Here is a 23,522-nt window from a genome sequence, read left to right as displayed (position 1 = left end):
GCGGTTCTTTTTTCTTGCATAAGCAGATCCGAGATTTCTCTAGGATCCACCGGTACGGCGGCGCTGATTGTTAGGCTTTTTATTGTTTTGGCTCTTCATCGCTTTTGGTCCGCCTTCAAAGTAGGCGCTGGATTGGTTACCAGAGTTCGCCTGTTGTTTCTTCTGCGCCAGTTTCTGGCGTATCGCATCCTGCAAACTGATTTTTTTCGGTTCAGTGTTTTCGCTCATCATTGTTTCCCTCCCGGTCTTACAGTAAGCCGTCCGAATTGGACGGGATGTACCTATTTTATACGTTTTGCAAAAGCCCCACAAGGGCAACCTGATAATAAGCGGGGATCCTTCACTTTTTGACTAGGCCAACACTTTTTCTCAAAGTCTACAGCCATGCGGTTTGGCAACTTTGTTTCGGCTTCCCTACAGCCATGTAACTTGGCAACACTGTTTCTATAGACCCACAAGGGTGGCATTTGGTACCATGTAAAAACCGTAATACGAAACGTAAAAGGAGTGTCGCCCGGTTTGAACGCTTATGAAGAAATACGTAAAGGGGAGCGGGGGGCTTGGGTCAGCATCGCAGCTTATCTAATCTTGTCCGCCTTCAAGCTAATCTGTGGATATTTATTCGCATCCAGCGCATTGCTGGCAGATGGTTTTAATAACCTTACGGATATTGTTGCTTCGGTTGCCGTATTGATTGGACTACGGATTTCCCAGAAACCGCCCGACTCAGATCATGCTTATGGGCATTTCAGAGCAGAGACCGTTGCTGCTTTGATTGCATCCTTTATTATGGCCATGGTTGGACTTCAGGTTTTGGTTGAAGCCGTACGTTCATGGTATGAAGGGGACTTTGCAGCACCTAACTTATGGTCTGCTGCCGTCGCTGGAATCTGTGCGGTGGTTATGCTGGGCGTATACCGATATAATCATCGCTTGGCACTGCAGATTAACAATCAGGCGCTTATGGCCGCGGCCAAGGATAATCGGTCAGATGCCTGGGTGAGTATCGGAGCGGCAGTCGGCATTGTAGGGGCCCAATTTGGTTTACCGTGGTTGGACAAGGTAGCTGCAATTGCTGTAGGACTTCTGATTTGCAAAACCGCCTGGGAGATCTTCCGGGATTCCACACATCGCTTAACGGATGGGTTCGATCAAGATCAGTTAACGGATCTTAGGTCATCTGTAGCGCGGGTTCCTGGAGTAGAGATGATTAAGGACGTCAAGGCACGTGTACATGGGAGTCATGTGCTTGTGGATGTAGTCATTGAAGTGGATGGCGGGCTTAGTTTAATTGAAGGTCATCGGATCTGTGATGAAGTGGAGGAACGTCTGAAGCGTTCACACAATATTATGCATGTTCACGTGCATGTTGAGCCGAGAATGGAAGACTTAGCAGAACCTACATGAATGATCTGAGCTAAATATTTTGTTAAAAAAAAGAGGACAGTCGCTATGAGCGCTGTCCTCTTTACTTATGTTTAGAACGATTATACGATACTATTTAATGGCAACGTGGATCCACGCTTTGCCTTTCCAAGTGTACACTTGAACCCATTCGCCACCATCGAAACCGTCTACAACTTCACCAGTTGTATCGATTACTTGGGCACTCAATGCACCGATGGGTTTACCGTTTGGTGCATCGTAGAACCAAGTGCGCTCCAGAAGGTTAAGCAGCATAGTAGGTACAAGAACCTCATCACCTGGTTTTACAACAGGCTCATCGAAGATTTTGTCATCCTCCGTGCCATATGTTGCGCCAGTAACCGTTTCTGTTGTACCTTCAACGGTTTCAACAACCGGTTTGTTTACTTCAACAGCAGGTGTTGTTTCCACAGGTTTTGTTGCCTGGGTTCCTGTCTCCGGAGTTACTGTTCCAGTAACCGCTTCCTCAGCACCGGCAGCAGCAGCCATTGAACCCATCAAAGTCAAAGCAGCAGCAAAACTTACGATTTTTTTCATTGTTTTTTCCTCCTCGGGTTAAGTATGTAATTTGTTGTTCTGTGTTAAAAGTAACCAAGCGACCTCACTTGTGAATCAACATTTTAACAATATTTTCTTTTATTCTCCAGAGTCAACTGGAGCAATTGTGGGTATATGGGAAGCTTGTAAATATCAGACCACAGTGGGAGAAAACCGGGCTGGCTATGTAAAAAAAGTCCTGTTTGTGAATAAAAATGCGGTTTAAAGAGAAGTGCGGATGGAATAGGGAAGAAAGGAGTGTAATACATAATAATTAGATGGGGGGACCTTATACCCTGGGACAATCGATTCAAAAATGACAGACACATAACAAAAGCCTAACGGCTTTTGCAAGCACGCTAGGCTTTTGTATGTAATCTGATGAAGAAATTATCCAAAGCAGCCTGATTCATCGCATTCGGCTGCGTCCGGTAATCAGGGAGATGACGAACAATACAACAAAGATGAAGAACAGGACTTTGGCAATCGAAGCAGCTGCCTCAACAATACCGAAAAATCCGAAAATCCCTGCTACAAGAGCAATAACTAGAAATAGTACAGACCATTTCAACATGAGTATTCATCCTTTCGTTTGGGAGTATGGGGTCAGCGATGTTCATTCCGCTGCCGTGTGTATTTGTTCTTTAACCTGGGGGTTTTGTAATGAAACATTCATGGATTTTCCAAAAAAAGGGAAGGTTGAAGTCCGTTCTATTTTTGTTTCGCGCCTGAAATGGTCGGGTAACTATAGCAATAACAAAACGATGTATATGAGAAAGCGAGGTTCTTCTATGATCTATCAAATTAGTGTGGCCTTGATTGCGGTGGCTTTTGCAGTATTAGTTTTCTTTTTGATTCGTACATTGAAATCGGCTCAGGGCTCCCTGGACAACGTGTCCAAGACACTTCAGGAGGTTCAGAAAACGATTGATGAACTGAGTTATGAAGTGAAGCAGACGGTAAGGCATGCCAATGATATTACGGTTGATGTGCAGCACAAGATGAAACAAATTGATCCTGTAATGGAATCGGTACAAAATCTGGGAGAGGTTTTGAATGAGGTGACCGAGGCGGCCAAACAGGTATCCACGACGATGATCGCCAAATTTCAAACCAAACGCAACAATCAAGAGTCGCAAAACAAACGTGCAGAGGTAGCTAAAGTACAGACAACGCCTGCAACACCTACGGATCGGACCCTTCAAAGTTATCAGGCTACATATAATGATACGGCAAAGGGCGGGAAAAATTGGGTGAAGTACATCGATCTGGCGGCTAATGTGTGGCAACGTATGCGTAAATAACATGACCGCTGTGTAATCCTGAATGTCTTTCAGAGCGGTGATGAACTGAACTTGATGAAAGGGTGAGAATCATGATGAAACTACTGCTTGTTATGTTTAGCGTAATTTCTCCCTTTTCCGTTCAACCGGCAGCGGTACCTGCTGCTCAAGATATGCAATGGACGGTAGTGGAAGAAGAAGTGCCAGAGGTTACTCTGGCTGCTGATCGATCCGGACCGGTTCGGCATTTTCAGACTCTGAATGGCATTTCCCTGGATGACAGCAAAGGTCATATTATATCTGAGAAGGGTCAGCCCCTTCACAAAAAGGCAGATCCGTATCTGGGTTGTCCCGAATATGAGTTTGCTGATGTCAAGGTTGGACTCTGTGAGGATACCGGAGAGATCCAGTATATCCACATTGATGGAGCCGAGGAGCGGTTGAAACTCAACCAGCAGTGGATAGACATGAATGTCGAATCCATTCGCCAGGTTTTGGGTGAGCCGTATGTGGTAGCTGAAGATGGAGAAGTGTATCTGCGGGGTACTCAAGCCATTAAGATTTATTTCAAGCCCGGCACCGAGCAGATTGACGGAGTCGATCTGTTTGAAGATCATCTCCAGTAGAGGAGAAATGGTTTCTTATTAAAGAAGCGTTTCAAACCAAGAGAGCAAGGTTATATATTAAAAGTAGCTCGAAAAGAAGATTATCAGAGGAGAGTGGAGACGATGAATTCAACCAATGCGCAAGCTTATGCAAAAGTGGTGGAAAACGGAGTTCAAGCGGTAGAAGCGGTGAAAGAGCTGCAGAATACTGGTTACCTTGCTGATCATATCTTCGTTCTAGCCCACGAGAAGGATCGTACGGACCGAATTGCCGATACAGCGGATGCCAAGGAAATAGGTATCAAGGAAGAAGGCGTATTCGACTCCATGGCGAATTTGTTCCGATCACGTGGTGATGAACTCCGGGCCAAAATAGTATCCATGGGCTTTACAGAAGCTGAGGCAGACTTTTACGAGAGTGAACTTGATAAAGGCAAAGTGCTTGTGATTGCCAAGAAGAAGGATTAATTGGTTCAAATGGTAACTGAAGCATCCTGAACTAGACGAGCTTCAGATTCAAAAACATAGATAAGGAATGGGGATATCCCCATTCCTTATCTATGTTTTTGCGAGTTTGGAAGCGGGATCAGAACGCGGCAAAAACAGGGCAGCGAGCAGGTGTTTTTTCCTGTAGTGGTGCCATTTACTGATAGAAGTTTTTTGCTTTTACGATTATAGTTATAGTAGGAAATGTTATGTCTACCGCTGTATTGATTGCGAAAAATGTATATTTTGGGTTGTTACACGACTTGATAAAAATCGACAAACCCGGAACGGAACGCCACAGATAAGGGAGATAGAAATGAAAATACTTATTGTTGACGACAATCCGACGAATGTCATTATTATTCGAGAGATTCTGAAAAAAGAGAACTATCGTGACATTATAACCGCGAGTTCGGCCATGGAAATGTTTGAAGTTTTGGGAATCGGGGAGGAAAATAACGAACTGCGTCCCAGACCGTCGGATATTGACCTGATTTTGCTAGATATGATGATGCCTGAAATGGATGGAATTGAAGCTTGCGGTGTCGTGCAAAAATTCGAAAATCTTAAGGATATACCTATTATTATGGTTACAGCAATCGGCGACTCCAAGAAACTTGCCGAAGCATTGGATGCAGGAGCGTCAGATTATGTAACCAAACCAATTAACAAGGTGGAGTTAATGGCCCGAATTCGGCTTGCTCTCCGTTTGAAGCAGGAGAAGGATTGGCATAAGGAACGCGATCAGCGCATTCAGGATGAGCTTAAGCTGGCTGCCATGGTGCAGAATGCGGTGTTAAGCCCGGCGATTGAGGATCCGTTGTTCCATGTGAATGCCATCTATAAACCTTCTTTTGAACTTGCGGGAGATCTGTACTCCTGGTATCCGCTTGGTGAAGGACGATATGGCGTATTGCTGCTGGATATGATGGGGCATGGTATTTCATCTTCTTTGTTTACCATGTTTATCGCTTCGGTATTAAAGGATACGGTTACGACCTACGTAGATCCCGAGAAGGTAATACAGGAGTTGAATCGTCGCTTTAATCAGCTGCATCTGGAAAAGCAGTTGGTACAGTACTATTTTACAGCTATATATCTGGTTGTAGATACCCGAATGAAGCGTATTGACTATGTCAACGCGGGACATCCGCCGGCATTGTTTTTCCAGGAGGATGGAAGTGTAACGACTTTTGATGCCGTATGCTGTCCGGTAGGTTTGTTCGATAAGATGGACATTGAACCACAGACCATCCATTACGAGGGTGATGGACATATTGCGCTTTATACCGATGGACTGCTGGAGGCCGTTCAAGGGGATCAGGAGGAGCAACTGGAATTCCTGAAAGAGCAGCTGAAGGGCTCACATGAATGGAATGAAGGTCACATGCAGGCGGTGTTCTTTGACGACGAGATTCCCCAAGAGCGAGATGATGATAAATGCCTGGTGTGGATTACGTTAAATAAAGGGGCGGAAACGGAATGAAGATCAGAAATAAGCTACTGATTGGTTTTACCGCTCTCATGGCCATCTTGATTGTACTTACATTTGTAAGCTATGAACGGCTGAATAGCAGCAATCAACAGGTTGATCAGATGTATCAGGAGCGCTACTTAAAGGTTAGATATACTTCGTCTGTACGCGGAGAAGTTAATGATATAGCGAAAGTGCTGGCTAACTTGCTGCTAAACCCAAATAACTCAACGAATGCTGCAGAAAATGAGCTTAAGGAAATGCAGGAACGGGGAGAGAGTTACCTCAAGGAAGTTCGTGAACGGGCGGACAGTGCAGGCGAGCATCAGCTGGTCGACCGTGTAAATGCTGCCTGGGATTCATATAATTCATATGCGACTAGACAGATCAATTTGATGGCCCAGGGACGTGCGGAAGATGGGAACAACTACCGCAATTCAACGGGTCTTGCCGTGCAGAAGGAAGCTGTAGAGAGTCTAAACGCGCTTTCCCGTTTTCAGGATCAGGAGATTGATACGGAAATCAGGCAAGCGAACGAGGAGTATAACCGTGCCGTCCAGATTACAGTAGGCATTATGGTTGGTGGTTTGCTGCTCGCACTTGGTGTGATTTTATGGGTACTCCCAAGTATTACACGAGGGCTGAATACAGTCTCGATGATGATTACAAGTTTTGGCAAAGGCCGGTATCGTACCATCAGACGCATTCAGGTCAAGTCTACGGACGAAATTGGGCAGATTGCGAATGTATTTAAAGAGGTATCAGCAGACCTGGAGGAAAAACAGGAAGTCGAGAAGGCTTATATGCAGGCACAGCAGGATCAGAACTGGATGAGCTCCAACATAGCCAGAGTGCCTGAATTGCTGCGTGGTGTAGGTTCCATTCGCCAGATCTCGCAAATGTTTATCAGTGAGTTTACTCCGGTCCTTGGAGCACAGCTCGGCGTGGTTTATCTGATTGATGAAGAGAAGCACCCTGATGAGTTGAGACGATACGGGGCATACGCCTTTGAGGAGAACAAGGACATCGGCAAGGAAGTATATCGGGTTGGCGAAGGTTTAATTGGTCAAGCAGCCCTGGATATGAATCCGATTATTCTTGAAAATACGCCTGAAGATTACATTCAGATTGGTTCAGCATCGGGTTCTACCCGCGCGACCAGCATTATGATCTTCCCTGTCGTTTTTGAAGATGAACTCATTGGTGTTGTCGAATTGGCCTCTTTTGAAGGTTTTAATGATCTGCATAAGCAGTTATTCTCTCAGCTCATTATGAATCTGGGTGTCATTCTTAATAACGTGCGCCGCCGTCTGCGTGTGGAGGAGCTGCTGCGTGAATCCCAGGCCCTTACAGAGGAACTTCAGGTACAGTCCGAGGAACTGCAGACACAGCAGGAAGAACTGCGTCGTTCCAATGAAAATCTGGAAGAACAGACAGATGCCCTCAAGCGTTCCGAAGAACTGCTGCAGCGTCAGCAGGAAGAACTCGAACATTTTAATACGGAACTGATTGCCAAGACGCGTGCACTCGAAGAGCAGGTTCGTGAGGTCGAAGAGAAGAACGACGAAATTGAGAAAACAAAAACGCAGCTGGAACAGCAAGCCATGCAGCTGTCGATGACCAGCAAATACAAGTCCGAATTCCTGGCAAATATGTCGCATGAGCTTCGGACACCGCTGAACAGTCTGCTGATCCTGTCTCAATTACTGTCTGAAAACAAGGAAGGCAATCTGAGCAGCAAACAGCAGGAATATGCACAAACGATTTATATGTCCGGTGCGGATCTGCTTAAAATGATTGATGAAATTTTGGACCTGTCCAAGGTAGACGCAGGAAAAATGGATATCAATTATGAGACGGTTCGAATGGATGAGTTGACCGCTTTTGTGAAACAAAACTTTGGCCCCATGGCCAATAAAAAAGAATTGGATCTCAACATTGAATTTGAAAGTAATCTACCGGAATGGGTGTATACCGACGGCCATCGTGTGAAGCAAATTTTACGCAACTTGTTGTCGAATGCTTTCAAATTTACCAACCGGGGATCCGTGAGCATTATTGGACGGAAGATGAAACCGGAAGAACTTCCGGGGTATCTGAACACCAATCAGGAATATATCGGTTTTACCGTGAAGGATACAGGAATTGGGATACCTTCAGACAAAACAGATTTGATCTTTGAAGCCTTCCAGCAAGTCGATGGAACTACCAGTCGCAAATACGGCGGAACCGGACTAGGCCTATCCATCAGCCGTGAACTTGCTCGTCTGCTTGGCGGAGCGATTCAGGTCGAGTCCTCTGAAGGTGTGGGTAGTTCGTTTACGTTATACCTTCCAGACAATCATGAAGAAGCAGCTCCAGAAGAGGAAGGTGCTTCCCTGGCGGCCGCATCTGCCGAGTATGATTCGTCTGCAAACCGATCCGGGGCAATACGTTCAAGCAGGCAAACGGTCATTGCACCAGAACCCGACAGTATTTCCCTAATGAACATGCCAGCAAACGACACGGCTGTATCCGTTCAGATGGATGATGATCAGGACAATCTAACGGATGGTGACAAAATCCTGCTTATTATTGAGGATGACGTGAATTTTGCTCACATTTTGATGGATATGGCGAGAGGAAGAGGATTTAAGGCAATTGTGGCCACTCAAGGAGACAAAGGGCTCGAAATGGCGCGTCAATATTTGCCGGATGCGATTATTCTCGACATTCAGCTTCCGGTCATGGATGGTTGGGCGATTCTGGGCGAACTGAAGAGCAGCTCGGCAACACGCCATATACCGGTTCATGTTATATCCGTGATTGATGATATGAAGCAAGGATTGATGATGGGGGCCATTGCCTACCTGAAAAAACCATCCAGTAAGGATTCGCTGGATAAAGCTTTCTCGCATATCGAATCCTATACAGAGAACCAGTTGAAACGTTTGCTAATTGTGGAAGATGACGAAGTACAGCGCAAAGCAATCATTGAACTTATCGGGCATGATGATGTTGCCATAACGGCTGTGTCTACAGGCAGCGAGGCTCTAACCGAACTCCATAGCCAGCGGTACGATTGTATGGTGCTGGATCTGATGTTGACGGACATGACCGGATTCGAGTTGCTTGACCAGATCAGGGACGATGAATATCTGAATGACCTGCCGATTATCATTTACACAGGCAAAGAGCTGGATAGCAAGGAAGAAATGAAGCTGCGCAAATATGCAGAGTCCATCATTATCAAAGACGTGAAATCACCTGAGCGTCTGCTGGATGAGACAACCTTGTTCCTTCACCGGGTAGAAGCCAATCTGCCGGAAGACAAGCGCAGAATTCTGCAGAAGCTGCATAACAAGGAAACCTTGTTTGAAGGTAAGAAAATACTGCTTGTGGATGATGATATTCGAAATGTATTTGCCCTTTCGAGTGTGCTTGAAGGCTACCGAATGGATGTTACATTTGCTGAGAACGGGCGTGAAGCTCTTGAGATTTTGGATAAGAACCCGGATATTGACCTGGTGTTAATGGATATGATGATGCCGGAAATGGATGGATACGAAGCAATGACACGTATTCGGCAGATTCCGAGATTTGAGAAATTACCAATTATTGCACTGACGGCCAAAGCCATGAAAGATGATCGGGGCAAGTGTATTGAAGCTGGTGCATCCGATTATGTGAAGAAACCGATTCAAACAGATCAATTGTTATCATTAATGCGCGTGTGGCTGTATTCGTAACCCAATAGTTTGGGTAATGAACAACAATACATCGATTACGCAAGAAACAAATGAAGAAGTGGAGAGAATCTATGACACCGTGGGAACCTACCGAGGCTGATGAACAATCGGTCCGCATGCCGCAAGATGAAGAACGCGAATTGATTGAGATTGAGTTGTTATTGGAAGGTATGCACCGTCTATATGGATATGACTTTAGAAATTACGCATTGCCATCTTTGAGACGAAGAATCTGGCACTACGCACATTCGGAAGGTCTTAAAACGATATCCGGGCTTCAGGAAAAGGTTCTGCATGAACGTTCAGCATTCGAACGATTTGTACAGAATCTGTCCATTCCGGTGACCGAAATGTTTCGTGATCCTGCGCTCTTCCGGACATTCCGTGAAAAGATCATACCTGTGTTAAGGACATATCCTTATATTCGGATTTGGCACGCAGGCTGCTCCACGGGTGAAGAGGTGTATTCCATGGCGATTATGCTGCATGAGGAAGGTTTGTATGACAAGGCACGGATCTATGCCACCGATATGAATGATCGCTCCCTGCAGCAGGCCAAGGAAGGCGTATATGGTATTGAAAAGATGAAATTATACACCACAAACTATTTGGAGGCAGGGGGTACCAGAGCCTTCTCCGAATACTATACAGCGAAGTATAACTCCGTTATGTTTCACCCTTATCTGCGAAAAAACATTATTTTTGCAGAGCATAATTTGGCAACAGACCGGTCATTTAACGAATTTAACGTTATCTTTTGCCGCAACGTTATGATTTATTTCAATGATGAACTAAGGAACCATGTGCATGGGCTATTTCATGAGAGCTTGAGCCATTTTGGCATTCTTGTTCTGGGATCCAAGGAATCGATCCATTTCACAGAATTTAGCGATGCTTACGAGCCGTTAGACCGGACGGAAAAAATATACCGGAAGATCAAATAGGGGGTTAGGGTTAGCCATGGGGCTCAATGAACCAATCCACATATTATTGGTAGATGACCGCCCCGAGAATCTGCTTGCTCTAGAAGCAGTTTTGGAATCGGAACAGTATAAACTCGTCAAGGCAACTTCTGGAGAAGAGGCACTTCGATGCTTGCTTAAAGACGAATTTGCGGTCATTGTGCTTGATGTGCAGATGCCTGGAATGGACGGAATTGAGACAGCGAAGTTAATTAAAGCGCGTGATAAATCAAAGGATGTACCCATTATCTTTATCTCTGCCAACAGCAGGGAAGCAGAACATTTATTTGCCGGGTATTCGGCAGGTGCCATCGATTATATGGTGAAACCGTTTATTCCCCAGATTCTCAAATCCAAAATTGAGGGTTTTGTCGAGATGTTCATCACGAACAAACGACTGAAAACCCAAACCATGCTGCTTCATCAGAAAACGCAGGAACTCGAGAAAATGAATCAGCAGCTGATTCAGGCCAAAGAGGAAGCGGAAATCGCAGCCAAAGCCAAAACCGAATTTCTAGCAATGATGAGTCATGAGATCCGTACACCGATGAACGGTGTTATCGGGATGGTCGATTTGCTGATGGAGACGGAATTGAAGGATGAGCAGAAGGAATATATCGATATCGTGCGAAAGAGCGCAGATGCACTTGTCACGGTTATTAACGATATTCTTGATTTCACGAAAATGGAATCGGGGAAAATGGAGCTTGAGGAGCATCCGTTTGATCTCGTTACATGTATTAAAGAAGTATTGGGCCTGTTCGCTGTGGAAGCAGGTAAAAAGAATCTGGAGCTGGACTATTTCCTCGAGGATTCCGTTCCTGCCTTGGTGTACGGCGATATGGCTAGACTGCGTCAGGTCCTGATGAATCTGATTGCCAATGCCATCAAGTTTACGGACCAGGGTGGAGTCTACCTGATCGTTTCTGTTAACGAAGAAAAAGACGGTAGAATGACCTTGGAATTTGCAGTAAAGGATACAGGTATAGGGATATCCTCAGACAAAGTGGATCGTCTGTTCCAGCCATTTTCTCAGTTGGATACATCGATGACACGCAAGTACGGTGGAACTGGCTTGGGACTTGCCATTTGCCGGACGTTAGTGGAAATGATGGGTGGCAGCATTCATCTGGATACGAGCGAGAAGCGTGGTGCTACCTTTGTCTTCACCATTCAGGTTCAACGCTATGTGGAGACGGAACTGATCATCGGTAATGGGGAAGAGCAGCCGGAGAATATGGAACGTTATGAAATGCAGCCTTCCGTATTAATTGTCGATGATCACCCCATTAACCAAAAGTTGATGTCGATTATGCTGAGCAAGCTGGGCTTCACATCAGATACCGCAGAAGATGGTCAGAAGGCGCTGGATATGGTTCTAGAGAACCCAGGCTATGATTATATATTTATGGATTTGCAAATGCCGGTTATGGACGGATTGGAATGTACACGTAAAATTCGGGAAAGTCTTCCGAAGGAAAAGCAGCCTGTTGTACTGGCCATGACTGCTAATGTAATGGAGGGCATCCAGCAGCGATGCCTTGCTGTCGGAATGGATGATTACATCAGTAAACCCGTCAAGATGGGCAGTGTGAAACAAAAATTGTCACGATTTCAGGAAGACCGCAAGGGCTTTAAATCAGCCTCTTCACCCATGAATCGAGCAAATTGAAATAATTGCTAATTATGATTTTGTTTCACCTGGGCACAAGTTGGGTTATTAGGTAAGGAAACCATTGATCAGGAGAGAGATGTCTAATGAATACAAATAAAAATGAAAAATTCAATGCAAAGACCGAAACACAAAACGGCGTGTGCACGGTATATCTTACCGGCGAACTGGATTTGTCGGTAGCTCCTGAATTTCGTTTGGTCATGGAGCCACTTGTGGACAACAAGGAGCAGGATTTGATTATTAACATGAAGGACCTGAAGTATATCGATAGCACAGGGATTGGAATCCTGTTATCTGTTTTGAAGGCACGACATGGAATGGAAGCACGCTTTGAAGTACAAGAAGTTCCTGCGCAGATTCAGAAGCTTTTTGATATGACGGGTATTGCCAAATTCTTTGTCTCACAGAAGAATTCCCAATAGGAAAGGATCGAAAAAGGAATGAATGCAGAAGTTCAAAGAGTCACCCTTAACTTACCGGCGACAGCTGATTATGTGGATATTGTTAGACTGAATCTTTATGGTGTAGCGTCCAAAATGGGATTTTCTTATGAGGACATTGAGGACATGAAAGTTGCTGTATCCGAGGCTTGTAACAACTCTGTATTATATGCCTACTCACACGAAGGCGGTATGGTTGAGGTTGTTTTTGAAGTGGACAACGAAACATTGGCTATTACAGTCAAGGACGAAGGTGCAAGCTTCGAAAACGTCAACCCGGCAGTATCACGCGCAGGCCTTCATGACACGGAGCTGACAGATGCCCAAATTGGTGGACTTGGATTCTATCTGATGCAAGCCCTGATGGATGATGTCAGTGTGGAAAGTGAGACGGGCAAAGGTACGAAAGTTGTACTCGTAAAACGTCTTGCAAGAAGTGAGGAGAAAGTATGAACGAAAAAGTGACTCCCCCAGAGTCCATGTCTGAATCCGTGGGTTTGATTTGGGAATACCAGCAAACCAAGGATAATGAAATTGCAACAGTGCTTATCCGCAAGTATGAACCGATGGTGAAGATGGCAGCAGGCAAGATTGCCCGGAATCGTCCGGATCTGTACGAAGATCTGTATCAGACTGGCCAAATGGCTCTGATTCGCCTTCTGCAGCAGTACGATATTAATCTAGGCATTCCGTTCGAACCTTACGCCATGAAAAGCATGATCGGTCATATGAAAAACTATCTTCGGGACAAATCCTGGTATATTCAGGTACCTCGACGAATCAAGGAAAAAGGTGCACTTGTTCAACATGCTATTGATGAATTGACGGTGAAGTTTGAACGCTCACCAAGTGTGGATGAGATTGCTGAATACCTTGACCTGACCCCAGAGGAAACCATCGAAGTGTTAGCTGGTCGGGAATGTTACCACTACGTCTCACTTGATTCTCCACTATCTCAGGATGAAAGTGCAGCAACGCTTGGTGAACTCATCAGTGCAGACGTAAATGACTTTGATTCGGTGGAGAAGCGGATGGACTTGCAGCAGGCATTGGGACAGTTGAAGGAACAGGAGCAGAAGGTGCTGATTTTGGCCTTCCAGGATGGTCAGTCTCAACGGGCGATAGCTCAGAAATTGGGTGTATCCCAGATGAGTGTTTCCCGAATTCAGAAGAGAGCTACTGAAAAACTGAAACAGATCATGTCTAATGCTTCGATGTTATGAGATGTGAATCCCTGATGTTGTTAAGTACGGCATAAGAAGGACACGTGATTCCACTGGAATACATACGTGTCCTTTTTTGAAATTTGTTTTGGATGTGCTGTATATTATGAAATCCAGGAGTGATGTTGTGACGGTGGATCGGGTCAAGCTGGCAGCCAGGCGTGACAAATTATCATTTTCGGAGCAGTGGGATTGGTGGGACTGGGTCGCACCAGAAGATAAGGAGATGGCCGAAGTTATAGAGGGGCTTATTGAAGAGTTCCCTGAGATGCAATACTTCCTTCGTAAGATCCCAGAGGTGCATTCCAATTATCTGTCTGTACGATATTTAAACGGGACAGATCCGGTTATATTTGGTTCACTTTTATATGCAGTCAAAAATGAGAAAGATAGTTCACGCAAAGATAATCAGATGTTTTTCTATGTCGACCAAAAAAGTTTGGTAACGATTAATTTGGATGATAACACCAGAGGAATTATGAATACGGGAGAACGCTCTGCCATGCTGCAGCAGTGTAACACAGCTCGTGATGGGATGTTTGTTCTGTTCCGGGCCATATTGCACTACTATCATGTGGGCATGGATCAGTTTGAAATGCATTTGCGTGAACTGGAACGGAAGATGGAATCCCGTAATGCTCGTACATTGATGGACCAAATTCTTGAAGCGCGGTTTGAGCTTTTGTATTGGAGCAATCTGTTTATCCCTTATTCTGAATTAATGGCTGCAGCGCGGGAGGCCTATCTGGATGATATTGAGGACAGTCGCTTCTTCAAGCAGCTGCAGCACCGGATCGAGCGGATGGAGCGTCTCTTTCAGCACTATGAAAAAGAAATTGATACACTCATTTCTATAGATAACGCGACTTCCGGGGTTCGTGGTAACGAGATTATGAAGACACTAACCATCGTTACTTCGGTATGTACGCCCGCAACGGCTGCCGGTGCAATCTGGGGGATGAACTTCGAGAACCTGCCTTTGATAGACAAGACATGGGGAGTTGTATTGGTCATCGCACTCATCCTCGCCAGCATGGCTAGCATGTATGTATGGATGATGATGAAAGGCTGGACCGGAGATCTGTTGAAGTTGAAGCCCACGAAGCGACCGGCTGATGACCCCGGGAAACGAGGCGAATCCGTGCGGAAGGGGTGATAATGCCTAGCCCTAGCTTTTGTAATCTTCGATATACCCAAGTAGGTCTGCAATGTATTGCCCCACAATCGGCATGTTCACAAATTGACTGAGTATAAGACCTAAGAGACCAAGGACAACAAAGGTTCCGAGGGTAAGTCCAAGTCCTCTCGCCATACCCGCAGTAAAATTGGTGATGATCCGTTTTTTGGGACTGGTGTAATTCTCGATAATATCCTTGATCTGTGCCTTTTCCAAACTGTCCGCAAGCTGATCCAGGCGTGTGTTCAGTTTTTTGACTTCATGGCGCAATTCAAAAGGATGCTCTGCCGTATCATACTGCTGCGATGGTTTGCTTCCAGTAACGGGGGTATTTCCGTTTAATGTGACTTTGCTCATGTGAGTCCTCCTCCTATTACAATGGATGAAAAATAGCCAGCTGAAACTCAGCTGGCTATTGACCATTCGCTCAAGCCTTACAGGCTGGTCGAATTCAGCTCTTTTCGTGTATCTTCCTTGGCTTCCTCGGAAGCAGAAGCCACTTCGCTGGTCGCCTTGGATGCTTCTTCAGCCACATCGGCGGAAGCTTTTCTTACTGAATCCATTACGTCATTACGGCCTTGGTTCACTGTTTTTGCGATATCCGAAGTTTTGGTCGAAACAGTTTTAGCCAGTTCGGTAGCCTTGTCACTGACAACGGCAGCAACTTCCTTGGTGCGGTCGGTAACCATACCAACCTTCTCGGAAAGGTCGCCGCGAAGTTCGCGTCCTGGTTTAGGGGCGAAGAGCAATGCTGCTGCTGCTCCCAGCAAGCCACCGATGAAAATGCCTTTTGCGAAAGTTGAACCGCTTTGTACAGGATATTGATCTTCTGCTTTATTCATGTCTAATCACTCCTTCTTTAAATTAAAAAACGTTTACGAAACAACGAACACCTTGTTGACCGATCAGGCAGCCTGTCTGAACAGCCTGGACACAAGCCCCAGCAAAAAGACAAAGAGTGCTGTACCAATAATGGCAGGGATCACGGCGAAATTACCGATAACAGGTCCCCAATTACCAAGCAACAGTGCACCCAGCCAGGCTCCCACAAAACCGGCAACCATGGCTCCAATGATGCCTCCAGGCATATTGTGACCGGCAAGTGCATCTCCGATGAGGCCGATGATAACTGCCAAGATGATGCTGAGAATAATGCCCCACATAACAACCGCCTCCTTTACACTTGATGCAGGATGTTGTCTGTTCGCGTTTGCTTACTTCGTATATAAACGTCGTGCATCAAGCTGAAACAACTGAAGCAGATATGGGCATCCTGGAATTTGAAGGAATTTCAGATCATTCGTTTGATTGCTCCAATCATACACACAAGCCAGGCAAGTCCGGCAACGAATCCGGCAAATACATCTGTAGGATAGTGCACACCTAGCATAATCCGGCTGATTCCGATGAGACCGATAAACCCTATACCGCACACAATAGGCAGCATAATGGAGGCAGACCGCGTCTGTCGTTCAATGGCCCAGATGACAAAAAACATGCCGTAAAACCCCATAGAAATCATGGCGTGACCGCTGGGGAAGCTATATCCATGGACCACCATTAAGTGATCCAGTTCAGGCCGGCTTCGACGGAAAATTTCCTTCAATCCAACGTTAAGCAGCCACATGACTGCAAAGCTGCCCAGAACTACATAGCCATAGATGGAGTATCGTGAATTACGGTGTATAAAGAAGAGGGCCGCTGCACAGACTGCGGCTAATGCCGAGATCTTGAAAGAACCAATGGCAGTAATGAAGGAAATGACAGGCAGCAGTGCAAGACGAGATTCAGAATGGAGATAAAACCAATGTTGAATCCGATCGTCCAATTGAATGATAAAATGAGTACCCAGCCATGCACCTAATATGGCCAAAACAATGACTAGAGCAGAACTGAGCAGAACGCCTATTCCACTCCAGACAAAAAGGGAGCGCCAAGGTAAACGCGGAGAATTTCTGAACATAGAGGAATTGCTTTCACGCAGCATAAATGATATCTCCTTCAAGATAGGATTGGTTAAACATTCCAGATTGCTATAGGCTTACCCGAAAATCATGTCGAAAAAACTGAAAAAACATCGCATTTGTACTATAATTTAAAGATATCCCATGCGGCGTAATGACGCAAAGCAGAGATGAGACTGGGAGCATAAAGGAGAGAACTCGCATGGAGAGTGCGTTGTTAGTTAAAGAATACCGTGCAGGCGTGATGGAATGCGCCCACTTTGGACACATAAGCATCACGAATGAAAACGGAGATGTCGTTTATTCGGCAGGAAATCCACATTTCAGAGCATTTACCCGCTCATCTGCCAAGCCTTTTCAGGCCATTCCAGGCATTCGTGCAGGAATTGCAGCCCACTATGGGTTAACCTCCCAAGAAATTGCGATCATGGCATCTTCCCATCGTTCGGAGCCAGAGCATATTAAAGTGCTGGAGAAATTATCGTCCAAACTTGGATTGGGAGAAGAATGCCTGGTTTGCGCGGCAAGTTATCCATTGAATGATGATAGCCGAAATCAATGGCTGCGCAATCAAGGAGAGAAGCGTAGAATACTGCATAATTGTTCGGGGAAACACCTTGGCATCCTGGGTTACAGTCAGATGAAAAATTTCGATCTGGACAGTTACGCGGAGCGGGAGCATCCGGTGCAGCTTGAAATTCTGGAAACGATGGCTTCGATGGCAGGAATTGATCAGAAGGAAATTGAACTCGGGACGGATGGCTGCGGCTTTCCGGTATTTTCGTTGCCTTTATCGGCGTTGTCGAATGCGTATCTGAAGCTGGCTTGCCCGGATTTAATTGAAGATGAACCGACACGCTCGGCAGTGACAACCATCACGTCTGCCATGAATGATCAGCCTCTTATGGTTGGTGGAACCGGACGGGTTGATTCGGTGCTTCTGGAAGACAGTAATATTGTTGCCAAAGGCGGGTTCAAGGGGGTATTCGGTTTTGCCTTGAAAAAGGAAAGGCTCGGGATAACATTTAAGGTGCTTGACGGATCTGAGGAAGAATGGGCATGGATTGCTAAATCGATCTTAGAGCAGATTGGATATTCCAATCGGACAACCATCGAACGATTGGCTAATGTTTTCCCTCCTGAAATTCGCAATGATGCCGGAAATATCGTGGGACATGCGGATTGTGAATTCGTGCTTCACTCACCTGAAGAAAGCGTATAACCATAAGCTAGGGGCGTGATTAGAATCCCCGGACCCCGGGTAAAGATGAGATACCAACTGGTATTCATCTAAGTATTCATATACACGCAAGACCTGCTGTGAGATGGAGACAGCAGCTCTAAACCCTTGGAGGTGGATGAACATGATTAAAGTAGTGACATCGGAAGAAAGGCACACGTCGGATCGAGGTTGGATACACAGTGAGTTCAGCTTTTCTTTTGCAGATTATGACGATCCAAGCAATGCGCATTTTGGTTGCCTGCTGGCTCATAATGATAACACGCTGATGCCGCAGGAAGGCTTTAAACGACATCCACATCATGACCTGGAAATTGTGAGTTACGTTATATCCGGTAATCTTAAGCATACAGACAGCATGGGAACAGAACAGGTACTTGAGCCGGGAACGGTACAGGTAATGAGTGCTGGCACTGGTGTGGAACATTCCGAGACCAATCCGTCCGAGGATGAACCGGTACGTTTCCTGCAGATGTGGTTCCTGCCATCCCAGCGCATGCTGAAACCATCGTATACGAATCGGCAATTTGACCCGCAGGAGCAGCTGAACCGACTGTGTCCCGTTGTATCCGGACAGGGAGGGGAAGGTGCCGAAGGCGCGCTTCCAATTGCACAGGATGTGACCTGTTATCTGACCCAATTGGAGTCCGGTAAAAAAATCATGTATCCACAGCATGAAGACAGACGCACTCATCTTTTTCTGATCAGTGGTCATGTGGATATCGCCTGTGCGGATGGTAATTTCAATCTGAAGCCAGGGGATGCTGCCCGTATTCGAAAAAGCTGTGATCTGCAGATTACGAGTACAGGAAGCGAAGTAGCGGAATTCGTACTGGTAGATTTGCCTTAACTTGCTTAAATGACAAGTCATGCTAAGTTGAGGGTATCAAGTAAGCAAAAGATAAAAAGGACCTGCTCTCCATTTGGTGGAGGCAGGCCCTTTTTATTTGTGTGAACGAAGATGGGCTGCTTTTAAGCTTTACGCAGGTTCCCCAGTTCGGATGCAACAGCTTCCACTTCAGAAATACTGAGATGCTCCTTGCTCATCACCATCTCATACAGATCATGCAAATCCTCGTATTTATCGAGGGTGAATGCCGAAGCCTGCATAGCCGCACCGCTGGCCATACGCAGCTTGGTTTTGATCGCTTCAATCATATATTCCATGTTGGCCGCGTTCGGTTGTGTCAAATCCATCGTTATGTCCATCCCTTCCGTATCGGAAACTGTTGTCATTGTATCATGATTGGACAGGCACAGGCCAATGTTTTGCGGGAATCACTCTGTATCGGATAAAATGTAAAAAAACAATACTCATTCACATTGCTTCTGTGCGTGTAAAGGAGGGAAAAAGATTGGCAGCATACAAGCGTGAAATGGTGCGCCACCAGAGTCGAGAAACGCCAAAAGGTGTGCCTGGAGAAGACCTGGTTTTATTTTTCAAACACATTTATGAGCAGCATTCACCTGATGAAATAACATTTGTCTGCATTGGAACGGATCGTTCATCGGGAGATGCACTCGGGCCTTTGACAGGAAGTCTGCTGGAGGAGCACGGAGTGGGTTATGTTGTAGGAACGCTAGCAGCACCTTGCGATGCAGATACACTGGAGAAACGGATGTCTCAAATCCCGGCACATCATACCATTGTTGCTATTGATGCCTGTCTGGGTCCAAAACATGCCACAGGTACATATTATCTTTCCCATCATGCGTTGAATCCGGCACAGTCCGTAGGGGGGAAGCTGCAGCCTGTTGGGCATTATAGTGTGGCAGCTGTAGTAAACGTCAATGGTCCCAGGCCCTATTCCATCCTGCAGATGACTTCGCTTCATCTCGTCATGAACATGTCCCGAACGATCGCTGACGCAGCGTTTGCGGCGAGGAAAATGAGATAAACGTTTCATTCATGTGATGAAAGCTTAATAATATACAACTTGAATGACAAGAAGTTGGTTATATACAATGAATATAATCAATTCAATTCGCGCAGAGAGAGGGATTCATATGGAAAAAGTGATATGTGATGGAACGACGATATGTTATGCCGAACAAGGCAAGGGAGAAGCACTTATTTTGCTTCACGGATACTGCGGCAGTTCATCATATTGGGATGAAGTTGTGCCGGAGCTTGCACGTCATTATCGCTGCATCGTACCCGATCTGCGTGGACACGGTAAGACGGACGCCCCTATGGGAACATACACAATAGATCAAATGGGCAATGATGTTCTGCAATTAATGGATGAGCTGAATGTGGACAAGGCTGTCCTGCTTGGACACTCCATGGGAGGATATATCGCCCTTTCCATCGCTCAGCGCCATCCGGAACGACTAAAAGCCCTTGGTTTGATCCATTCTACCGCATATCCGGATAGCGAAGAGGGCAAGGAAAAGCGTCTTCGTGCAGTATCGGCTATTCAGACGGATGGTATTGTAAGCTTTGTGGATAGATTGGTTCCGGGATTGTTTGCTCCTGAACATGTGGAGCGGTTATCGGCAAAAGTATCATGTGTCAAGGAAATCGGGTACCAGACCGCACCTCAGGGTGCAGTTGGAGCCGCACTGGCTATGCGGGAACGTCCGGATCGCCGTGATGTTTTATCGGCTACACCGTTACCGGTTTTGCTGGTCGCAGGTGAAAAAGACCCTGTGATCCCGCCGGAACGCACGTTTACGAGTGATAAACCGCATATTGTACAAGCGGTCATTGCCGGAGCAGGCCACATGAGCATGTATGAAGCACCGGAACAGTTGATTCAGGTCATTAGTCAATTTATGAACGGTTTACCGAAGGCGTAAATCTCTGAAGTCTTTATTCTCAGCAGAGTGGATCATTCAGCATATATCGTTATCCTAAGAAACCCCTGAGACGTCTCTATAAAGACACGGGGGTTTCTTTTTGCATCCTGGAAGCCAAGAGGATGTCCTTTTTGGCTTTTTGATAGGGCATGAATTAAACTAGCAATAATGGATGATGATCCGAATGAGCGAATGAGGGGGCATATTTGATGTTCAGAAAAGACTATCTGCTCCGCATGATGGAGGAAATGACCGAGGCGATTGGCAAAGCATTTACACTCAGACAACAGCGGAAACATACGGAGGCACTTTCAGAATTGGACGAACTGCTTCGCAGGCAGTTTGGCATGAATTTGTCTTTGCTGAATTCTCTCCCTGCAGAGGATGTCATTGAAATGTTTCGTTTTCGCGGAGTCATTGAAGTGGACAATCTGCAGCAAGCCGCGCGGCTGATCGAAGAGGAAGGTTATATTTATGGAGAGAAGGCCAGAGTGGAAGGCATCGATGATCAAGAGAAACAGGATTCAGAGGATGAAGGACTTATCCGGTTAATGAAATCATTGCACTTTTATCTGTATGCCCTGAATCATGGTGCCAACCCGAAGCTGCTGGATGCACCGGAACGCGTGCAATCGATATTGGAACAAACGAAAGAATACGAACTTCCTGCCCGTACGGAGAAACAGCTTGCGCTGTATCAAGAACAACATGGGCGATATGATCTGGCCGAGAACAGCTGGTACCGCGTTCTGCGGGTAGGCGAGGGGCAGCTCGTGAATTATCGCGAAGATGTGAAGGCCTTTTATGAACGATTGAGCAAGCTTGAAGATGGGCAACTGGAACAGGGCGGCCTGCCACGCCAGGAAGTGGAGGAAGGTCTAGCCGAACTCATCCAATAAGCGGAGAACAAACCAGGACACAAATGAATAAGGCTTGTTAGGTGTCTTCACTTGGAGCGGCACCGGAATTGTGGTATGGTTACGGTTGACCAAACCAAATCGAAAGTGAGATGTACCCCGTGGATTCATTGCGAAAGCTTATACAAGACATCTTTGAGCAGAATTCGCTGATTACAGCGACCTGGAGCCAGCTGCGCAGACGGGACAATGTCTCGTATACGAAAGTGCAAGTCAAGCCGGTAACGCTGAAGAATCAGCTGCATTATCAATTCGCATTTCATTATAACAACAAAGTGCTGCACGAGAATTTGACTCCGGCTGAAGCGATAGAACGCATGACTTTGCTGTGCGAAGAGACGTTTCGTCAAGGGCTCCTCTGTACGACAGAGGCAGATTATCAAATTTTGATCAGCAAAAAATATAAAGTATCCATTCTGACCAAATCTCCATCCAAGACGTCAGTGGATCTCTCGCATAACCGCAAGAAGCAATACGTGCTGGAAGAGGGAGTCCCTGTCTCGTTCCTGGTTGAACTGGGCATTATGAATGAAGAGGGCCGGGTATTGGCACGCAAGTACGATAAGTTCAGACAGATCAATCGTTTTCTTGAAATGGTACAGGATGTCATTCCGTATCTGCCTGAGGGACGTCCGCTTACCATCGTTGATTTTGGCTGCGGCAAGTCCTATCTGACCTTTGCCTTGTATCACTACTTGTCGGTACAACAGCGCAGATCGCTGAAGATCATCGGTCTTGACCTGAAAGCGGATGTCATTGAACATTGCAACGCTCTTGCACAGAGGCTGCACTATGGTGATCTGAAGTTCCTGGTTGGTGATATTGCAGACTACGACGAGCTGAACGAAGTGGATATGGTCGTGACACTGCATGCCTGTGATACGGCGACTGATGCGGCACTGGAGAAAGCTGTTCGCTGGGGCGCTTCAGTCATACTGTCCGTACCGTGCTGTCAGCATGAGCTGTTTGACCAGATCGAATCTCCGGTAATGAATCCGTTATTGTCTCATGGTATTCTGAAGGAACGCTTCTCCGCACTGGCAACAGATGCCATTCGTGCGAAGCTTCTGGATCTGATGGGTTACAAAACGCAACTGCTGGAATTCATTGATATGGAGCATACACCCAAAAATATTCTGATTCGTGCTGTGCGTGGACAGGCGGGTCAAACGGCTGATATGTGGAAGGAATACACAGAGTTCCGTGATTTCATACATGCGGATCCGTACTTGGAACGGGCTTGTGCAGACCTGCTGCCAGGTGGTGCCAATCCGATTGAAACAGCAGAAGGCGATGTAACGGAAAATAATACAGGTCGTTCAAACGGGAAATCTACAACCAGCCCAGACTCTTGTGACCACTGCTAAATTTCGCAAGCGCTAATCCTAATTGGCAGGTGGTCTGCCATGTCCAGGAATGGACATACTGGTATGAGGGTCCCGTTATGGAAACGAATAAACGATTGTGCTTTATATGAATGAAAAGGATGACGGTGAGACATAAGACAGGAGACCCTATGAGGATCTTCTGTCTTTTTTTGTATGTCAAGCGTGCCGAGTGCGAATGAAATCCAGCATGGGAGAT

Annotated in this window: 26 protein-coding genes; 18 read left to right on the top strand and 8 right to left on the bottom strand. The window is 46.1% G+C overall.

The genetic code is table 11. From position 1 onward, the window contains the following. Window positions 1–39: 39 nt before the first annotated feature. Window positions 40–228 carry a hypothetical protein gene (locus AC3WQ3_RS16425; RefSeq protein WP_095292429.1) on the bottom strand — a complete coding sequence of 63 codons (189 nt, stop codon included), beginning with the start codon at window positions 226–228 and terminating at the stop codon, window positions 40–42. Between the two features lie 291 nt (window positions 229–519). On the opposite strand from AC3WQ3_RS16425, the gene AC3WQ3_RS16420 reads away from it, so the two are divergent. After that, complete coding sequence (locus tag AC3WQ3_RS16420; protein WP_127539862.1) at window positions 520–1,407, top strand: cation diffusion facilitator family transporter; 888 nt, start codon at window positions 520–522, stop codon at window positions 1,405–1,407. A gap of 90 nt (window positions 1,408–1,497) precedes the next feature. Here the strand turns inward: AC3WQ3_RS16420 and AC3WQ3_RS16415 are convergent, their stop codons facing one another. Both AC3WQ3_RS16415 and AC3WQ3_RS16410 read right to left on the bottom strand, forming a co-directional pair. After that, window positions 1,498–1,962, bottom strand: a complete 465-nt coding sequence (locus AC3WQ3_RS16415; RefSeq protein WP_154896712.1) for a hypothetical protein — start codon at window positions 1,960–1,962, stop codon at window positions 1,498–1,500. Window positions 1,963–2,371: 409 nt separating this feature from the next. Then, entirely contained in the window at window positions 2,372–2,536 is a 165-nt protein-coding gene (locus AC3WQ3_RS16410; protein WP_082704249.1) for a DUF1328 domain-containing protein, read from the bottom strand. 217 nt (window positions 2,537–2,753) lie between these two features. On the opposite strand from AC3WQ3_RS16410, the gene AC3WQ3_RS16405 reads away from it, so the two are divergent. From AC3WQ3_RS16405 to AC3WQ3_RS16355, 11 genes are all read left to right on the top strand, one after another. Continuing rightward, on the top strand, window positions 2,754–3,266 hold the full coding sequence (locus tag AC3WQ3_RS16405) for a DUF948 domain-containing protein (protein ID WP_492472813.1): 513 nt from the start codon (window positions 2,754–2,756) through the stop codon (window positions 3,264–3,266). Window positions 3,267–3,337: 71 nt separating this feature from the next. Further along, window positions 3,338–3,871, top strand: a complete 534-nt coding sequence (locus tag AC3WQ3_RS16400) for a hypothetical protein (RefSeq protein ID WP_336783969.1) — start codon at window positions 3,338–3,340, stop codon at window positions 3,869–3,871. A gap of 102 nt (window positions 3,872–3,973) precedes the next feature. Next, on the top strand, window positions 3,974–4,318 hold the full coding sequence (locus AC3WQ3_RS16395; RefSeq protein ID WP_095292442.1) for a YflT domain-containing protein: 345 nt from the start codon (window positions 3,974–3,976) through the stop codon (window positions 4,316–4,318). 334 nt (window positions 4,319–4,652) lie between these two features. Next, complete coding sequence (locus AC3WQ3_RS16390; protein ID WP_336783970.1) at window positions 4,653–5,822, top strand: PP2C family protein-serine/threonine phosphatase; 1,170 nt, start codon at window positions 4,653–4,655, stop codon at window positions 5,820–5,822. Then, complete coding sequence (locus AC3WQ3_RS16385) at window positions 5,819–9,538, top strand: response regulator (RefSeq protein WP_492472812.1); 3,720 nt, start codon at window positions 5,819–5,821, stop codon at window positions 9,536–9,538. The genes AC3WQ3_RS16390 and AC3WQ3_RS16385 overlap by 4 nt, the downstream gene beginning before the upstream one ends. A gap of 71 nt (window positions 9,539–9,609) precedes the next feature. After that, window positions 9,610–10,482: a CheR family methyltransferase gene (locus AC3WQ3_RS16380; RefSeq protein ID WP_127539871.1), complete on the top strand. Its 873-nt coding sequence runs from the start codon at window positions 9,610–9,612 to the stop codon at window positions 10,480–10,482. A 16-nt stretch (window positions 10,483–10,498) separates the two neighbouring features. After that, on the top strand, window positions 10,499–12,172 hold the full coding sequence (locus AC3WQ3_RS16375; protein WP_492472811.1) for a response regulator: 1,674 nt from the start codon (window positions 10,499–10,501) through the stop codon (window positions 12,170–12,172). An 86-nt stretch (window positions 12,173–12,258) separates the two neighbouring features. Continuing rightward, window positions 12,259–12,597, top strand: coding sequence for an STAS domain-containing protein (locus AC3WQ3_RS16370; RefSeq protein ID WP_095361785.1), 339 nt, complete (start codon window positions 12,259–12,261; stop codon window positions 12,595–12,597). Between the two features lie 18 nt (window positions 12,598–12,615). Next, window positions 12,616–13,068, top strand: coding sequence for an anti-sigma B factor RsbW (gene rsbW, locus AC3WQ3_RS16365; protein ID WP_095361786.1), 453 nt, complete (start codon window positions 12,616–12,618; stop codon window positions 13,066–13,068). Continuing rightward, window positions 13,065–13,838 carry a sigma-70 family RNA polymerase sigma factor gene (locus AC3WQ3_RS16360; RefSeq protein WP_095292462.1) on the top strand — a complete coding sequence of 258 codons (774 nt, stop codon included), beginning with the start codon at window positions 13,065–13,067 and terminating at the stop codon, window positions 13,836–13,838. The genes rsbW and AC3WQ3_RS16360 overlap by 4 nt, the downstream gene beginning before the upstream one ends. A gap of 106 nt (window positions 13,839–13,944) precedes the next feature. Next, entirely contained in the window at window positions 13,945–14,994 is a 1,050-nt protein-coding gene (locus tag AC3WQ3_RS16355) for a magnesium transporter CorA family protein (RefSeq protein ID WP_492472810.1), read from the top strand. A gap of 12 nt (window positions 14,995–15,006) precedes the next feature. Here the strand turns inward: AC3WQ3_RS16355 and AC3WQ3_RS16350 are convergent, their stop codons facing one another. The 4 genes from AC3WQ3_RS16350 to AC3WQ3_RS16335 form a co-directional block, all read right to left on the bottom strand. Then, the gene (locus AC3WQ3_RS16350; RefSeq protein WP_095292464.1) at window positions 15,007–15,372 is read right to left on the bottom strand and encodes a DUF5665 domain-containing protein; all 366 of its coding nucleotides are present in this window, start codon (window positions 15,370–15,372) and stop codon (window positions 15,007–15,009) included. Window positions 15,373–15,449: 77 nt separating this feature from the next. Further along, window positions 15,450–15,857: a YtxH domain-containing protein gene (locus AC3WQ3_RS16345; RefSeq protein WP_154896718.1), complete on the bottom strand. Its 408-nt coding sequence runs from the start codon at window positions 15,855–15,857 to the stop codon at window positions 15,450–15,452. Window positions 15,858–15,920: 63 nt separating this feature from the next. Next, complete coding sequence (locus tag AC3WQ3_RS16340) at window positions 15,921–16,178, bottom strand: GlsB/YeaQ/YmgE family stress response membrane protein (RefSeq protein WP_127539878.1); 258 nt, start codon at window positions 16,176–16,178, stop codon at window positions 15,921–15,923. A 128-nt stretch (window positions 16,179–16,306) separates the two neighbouring features. Then, window positions 16,307–17,002: a phosphatase PAP2 family protein gene (locus tag AC3WQ3_RS16335; protein WP_492472809.1), complete on the bottom strand. Its 696-nt coding sequence runs from the start codon at window positions 17,000–17,002 to the stop codon at window positions 16,307–16,309. A gap of 179 nt (window positions 17,003–17,181) precedes the next feature. Between AC3WQ3_RS16335 and AC3WQ3_RS16330 the strand changes: the two genes are divergently transcribed. Further along, on the top strand, window positions 17,182–18,201 hold the full coding sequence (locus AC3WQ3_RS16330; protein ID WP_492472808.1) for an asparaginase: 1,020 nt from the start codon (window positions 17,182–17,184) through the stop codon (window positions 18,199–18,201). Window positions 18,202–18,343: 142 nt separating this feature from the next. Continuing rightward, entirely contained in the window at window positions 18,344–19,069 is a 726-nt protein-coding gene (locus AC3WQ3_RS16325) for a pirin family protein (RefSeq protein ID WP_492472807.1), read from the top strand. A 122-nt stretch (window positions 19,070–19,191) separates the two neighbouring features. Here the strand turns inward: AC3WQ3_RS16325 and AC3WQ3_RS16320 are convergent, their stop codons facing one another. Beyond that, complete coding sequence (locus AC3WQ3_RS16320) at window positions 19,192–19,416, bottom strand: DUF1128 domain-containing protein (RefSeq protein ID WP_492472805.1); 225 nt, start codon at window positions 19,414–19,416, stop codon at window positions 19,192–19,194. 158 nt (window positions 19,417–19,574) lie between these two features. Between AC3WQ3_RS16320 and yyaC the strand changes: the two genes are divergently transcribed. The 4 genes from yyaC (at window position 19,575) to AC3WQ3_RS16300 (ending at window position 23,305) form a co-directional block, all read left to right on the top strand. After that, window positions 19,575–20,117 (top strand): spore protease YyaC, encoded by a 543-nt coding sequence (gene yyaC, locus AC3WQ3_RS16315; protein ID WP_492472804.1) that lies wholly within the window; start codon window positions 19,575–19,577, stop codon window positions 20,115–20,117. A 109-nt stretch (window positions 20,118–20,226) separates the two neighbouring features. After that, window positions 20,227–21,021, top strand: coding sequence for an alpha/beta fold hydrolase (locus AC3WQ3_RS16310; protein ID WP_492472802.1), 795 nt, complete (start codon window positions 20,227–20,229; stop codon window positions 21,019–21,021). Window positions 21,022–21,230: 209 nt separating this feature from the next. Further along, the gene (locus tag AC3WQ3_RS16305; RefSeq protein ID WP_492472801.1) at window positions 21,231–21,920 is read left to right on the top strand and encodes a DUF6483 family protein; all 690 of its coding nucleotides are present in this window, start codon (window positions 21,231–21,233) and stop codon (window positions 21,918–21,920) included. A 110-nt stretch (window positions 21,921–22,030) separates the two neighbouring features. Further along, entirely contained in the window at window positions 22,031–23,305 is a 1,275-nt protein-coding gene (locus tag AC3WQ3_RS16300) for a class I SAM-dependent methyltransferase (protein WP_492472800.1), read from the top strand. Window positions 23,306–23,522: the final 217 nt, after the last annotated feature.

The sequence above is a fragment of the Paenibacillus sp. FW104-T2 genome (genome assembly GCF_058789975.1).
The sequence above is the reverse complement of the archived record's forward strand: the minus strand, read 5'-3'. Positions and strand labels throughout refer to the sequence as shown.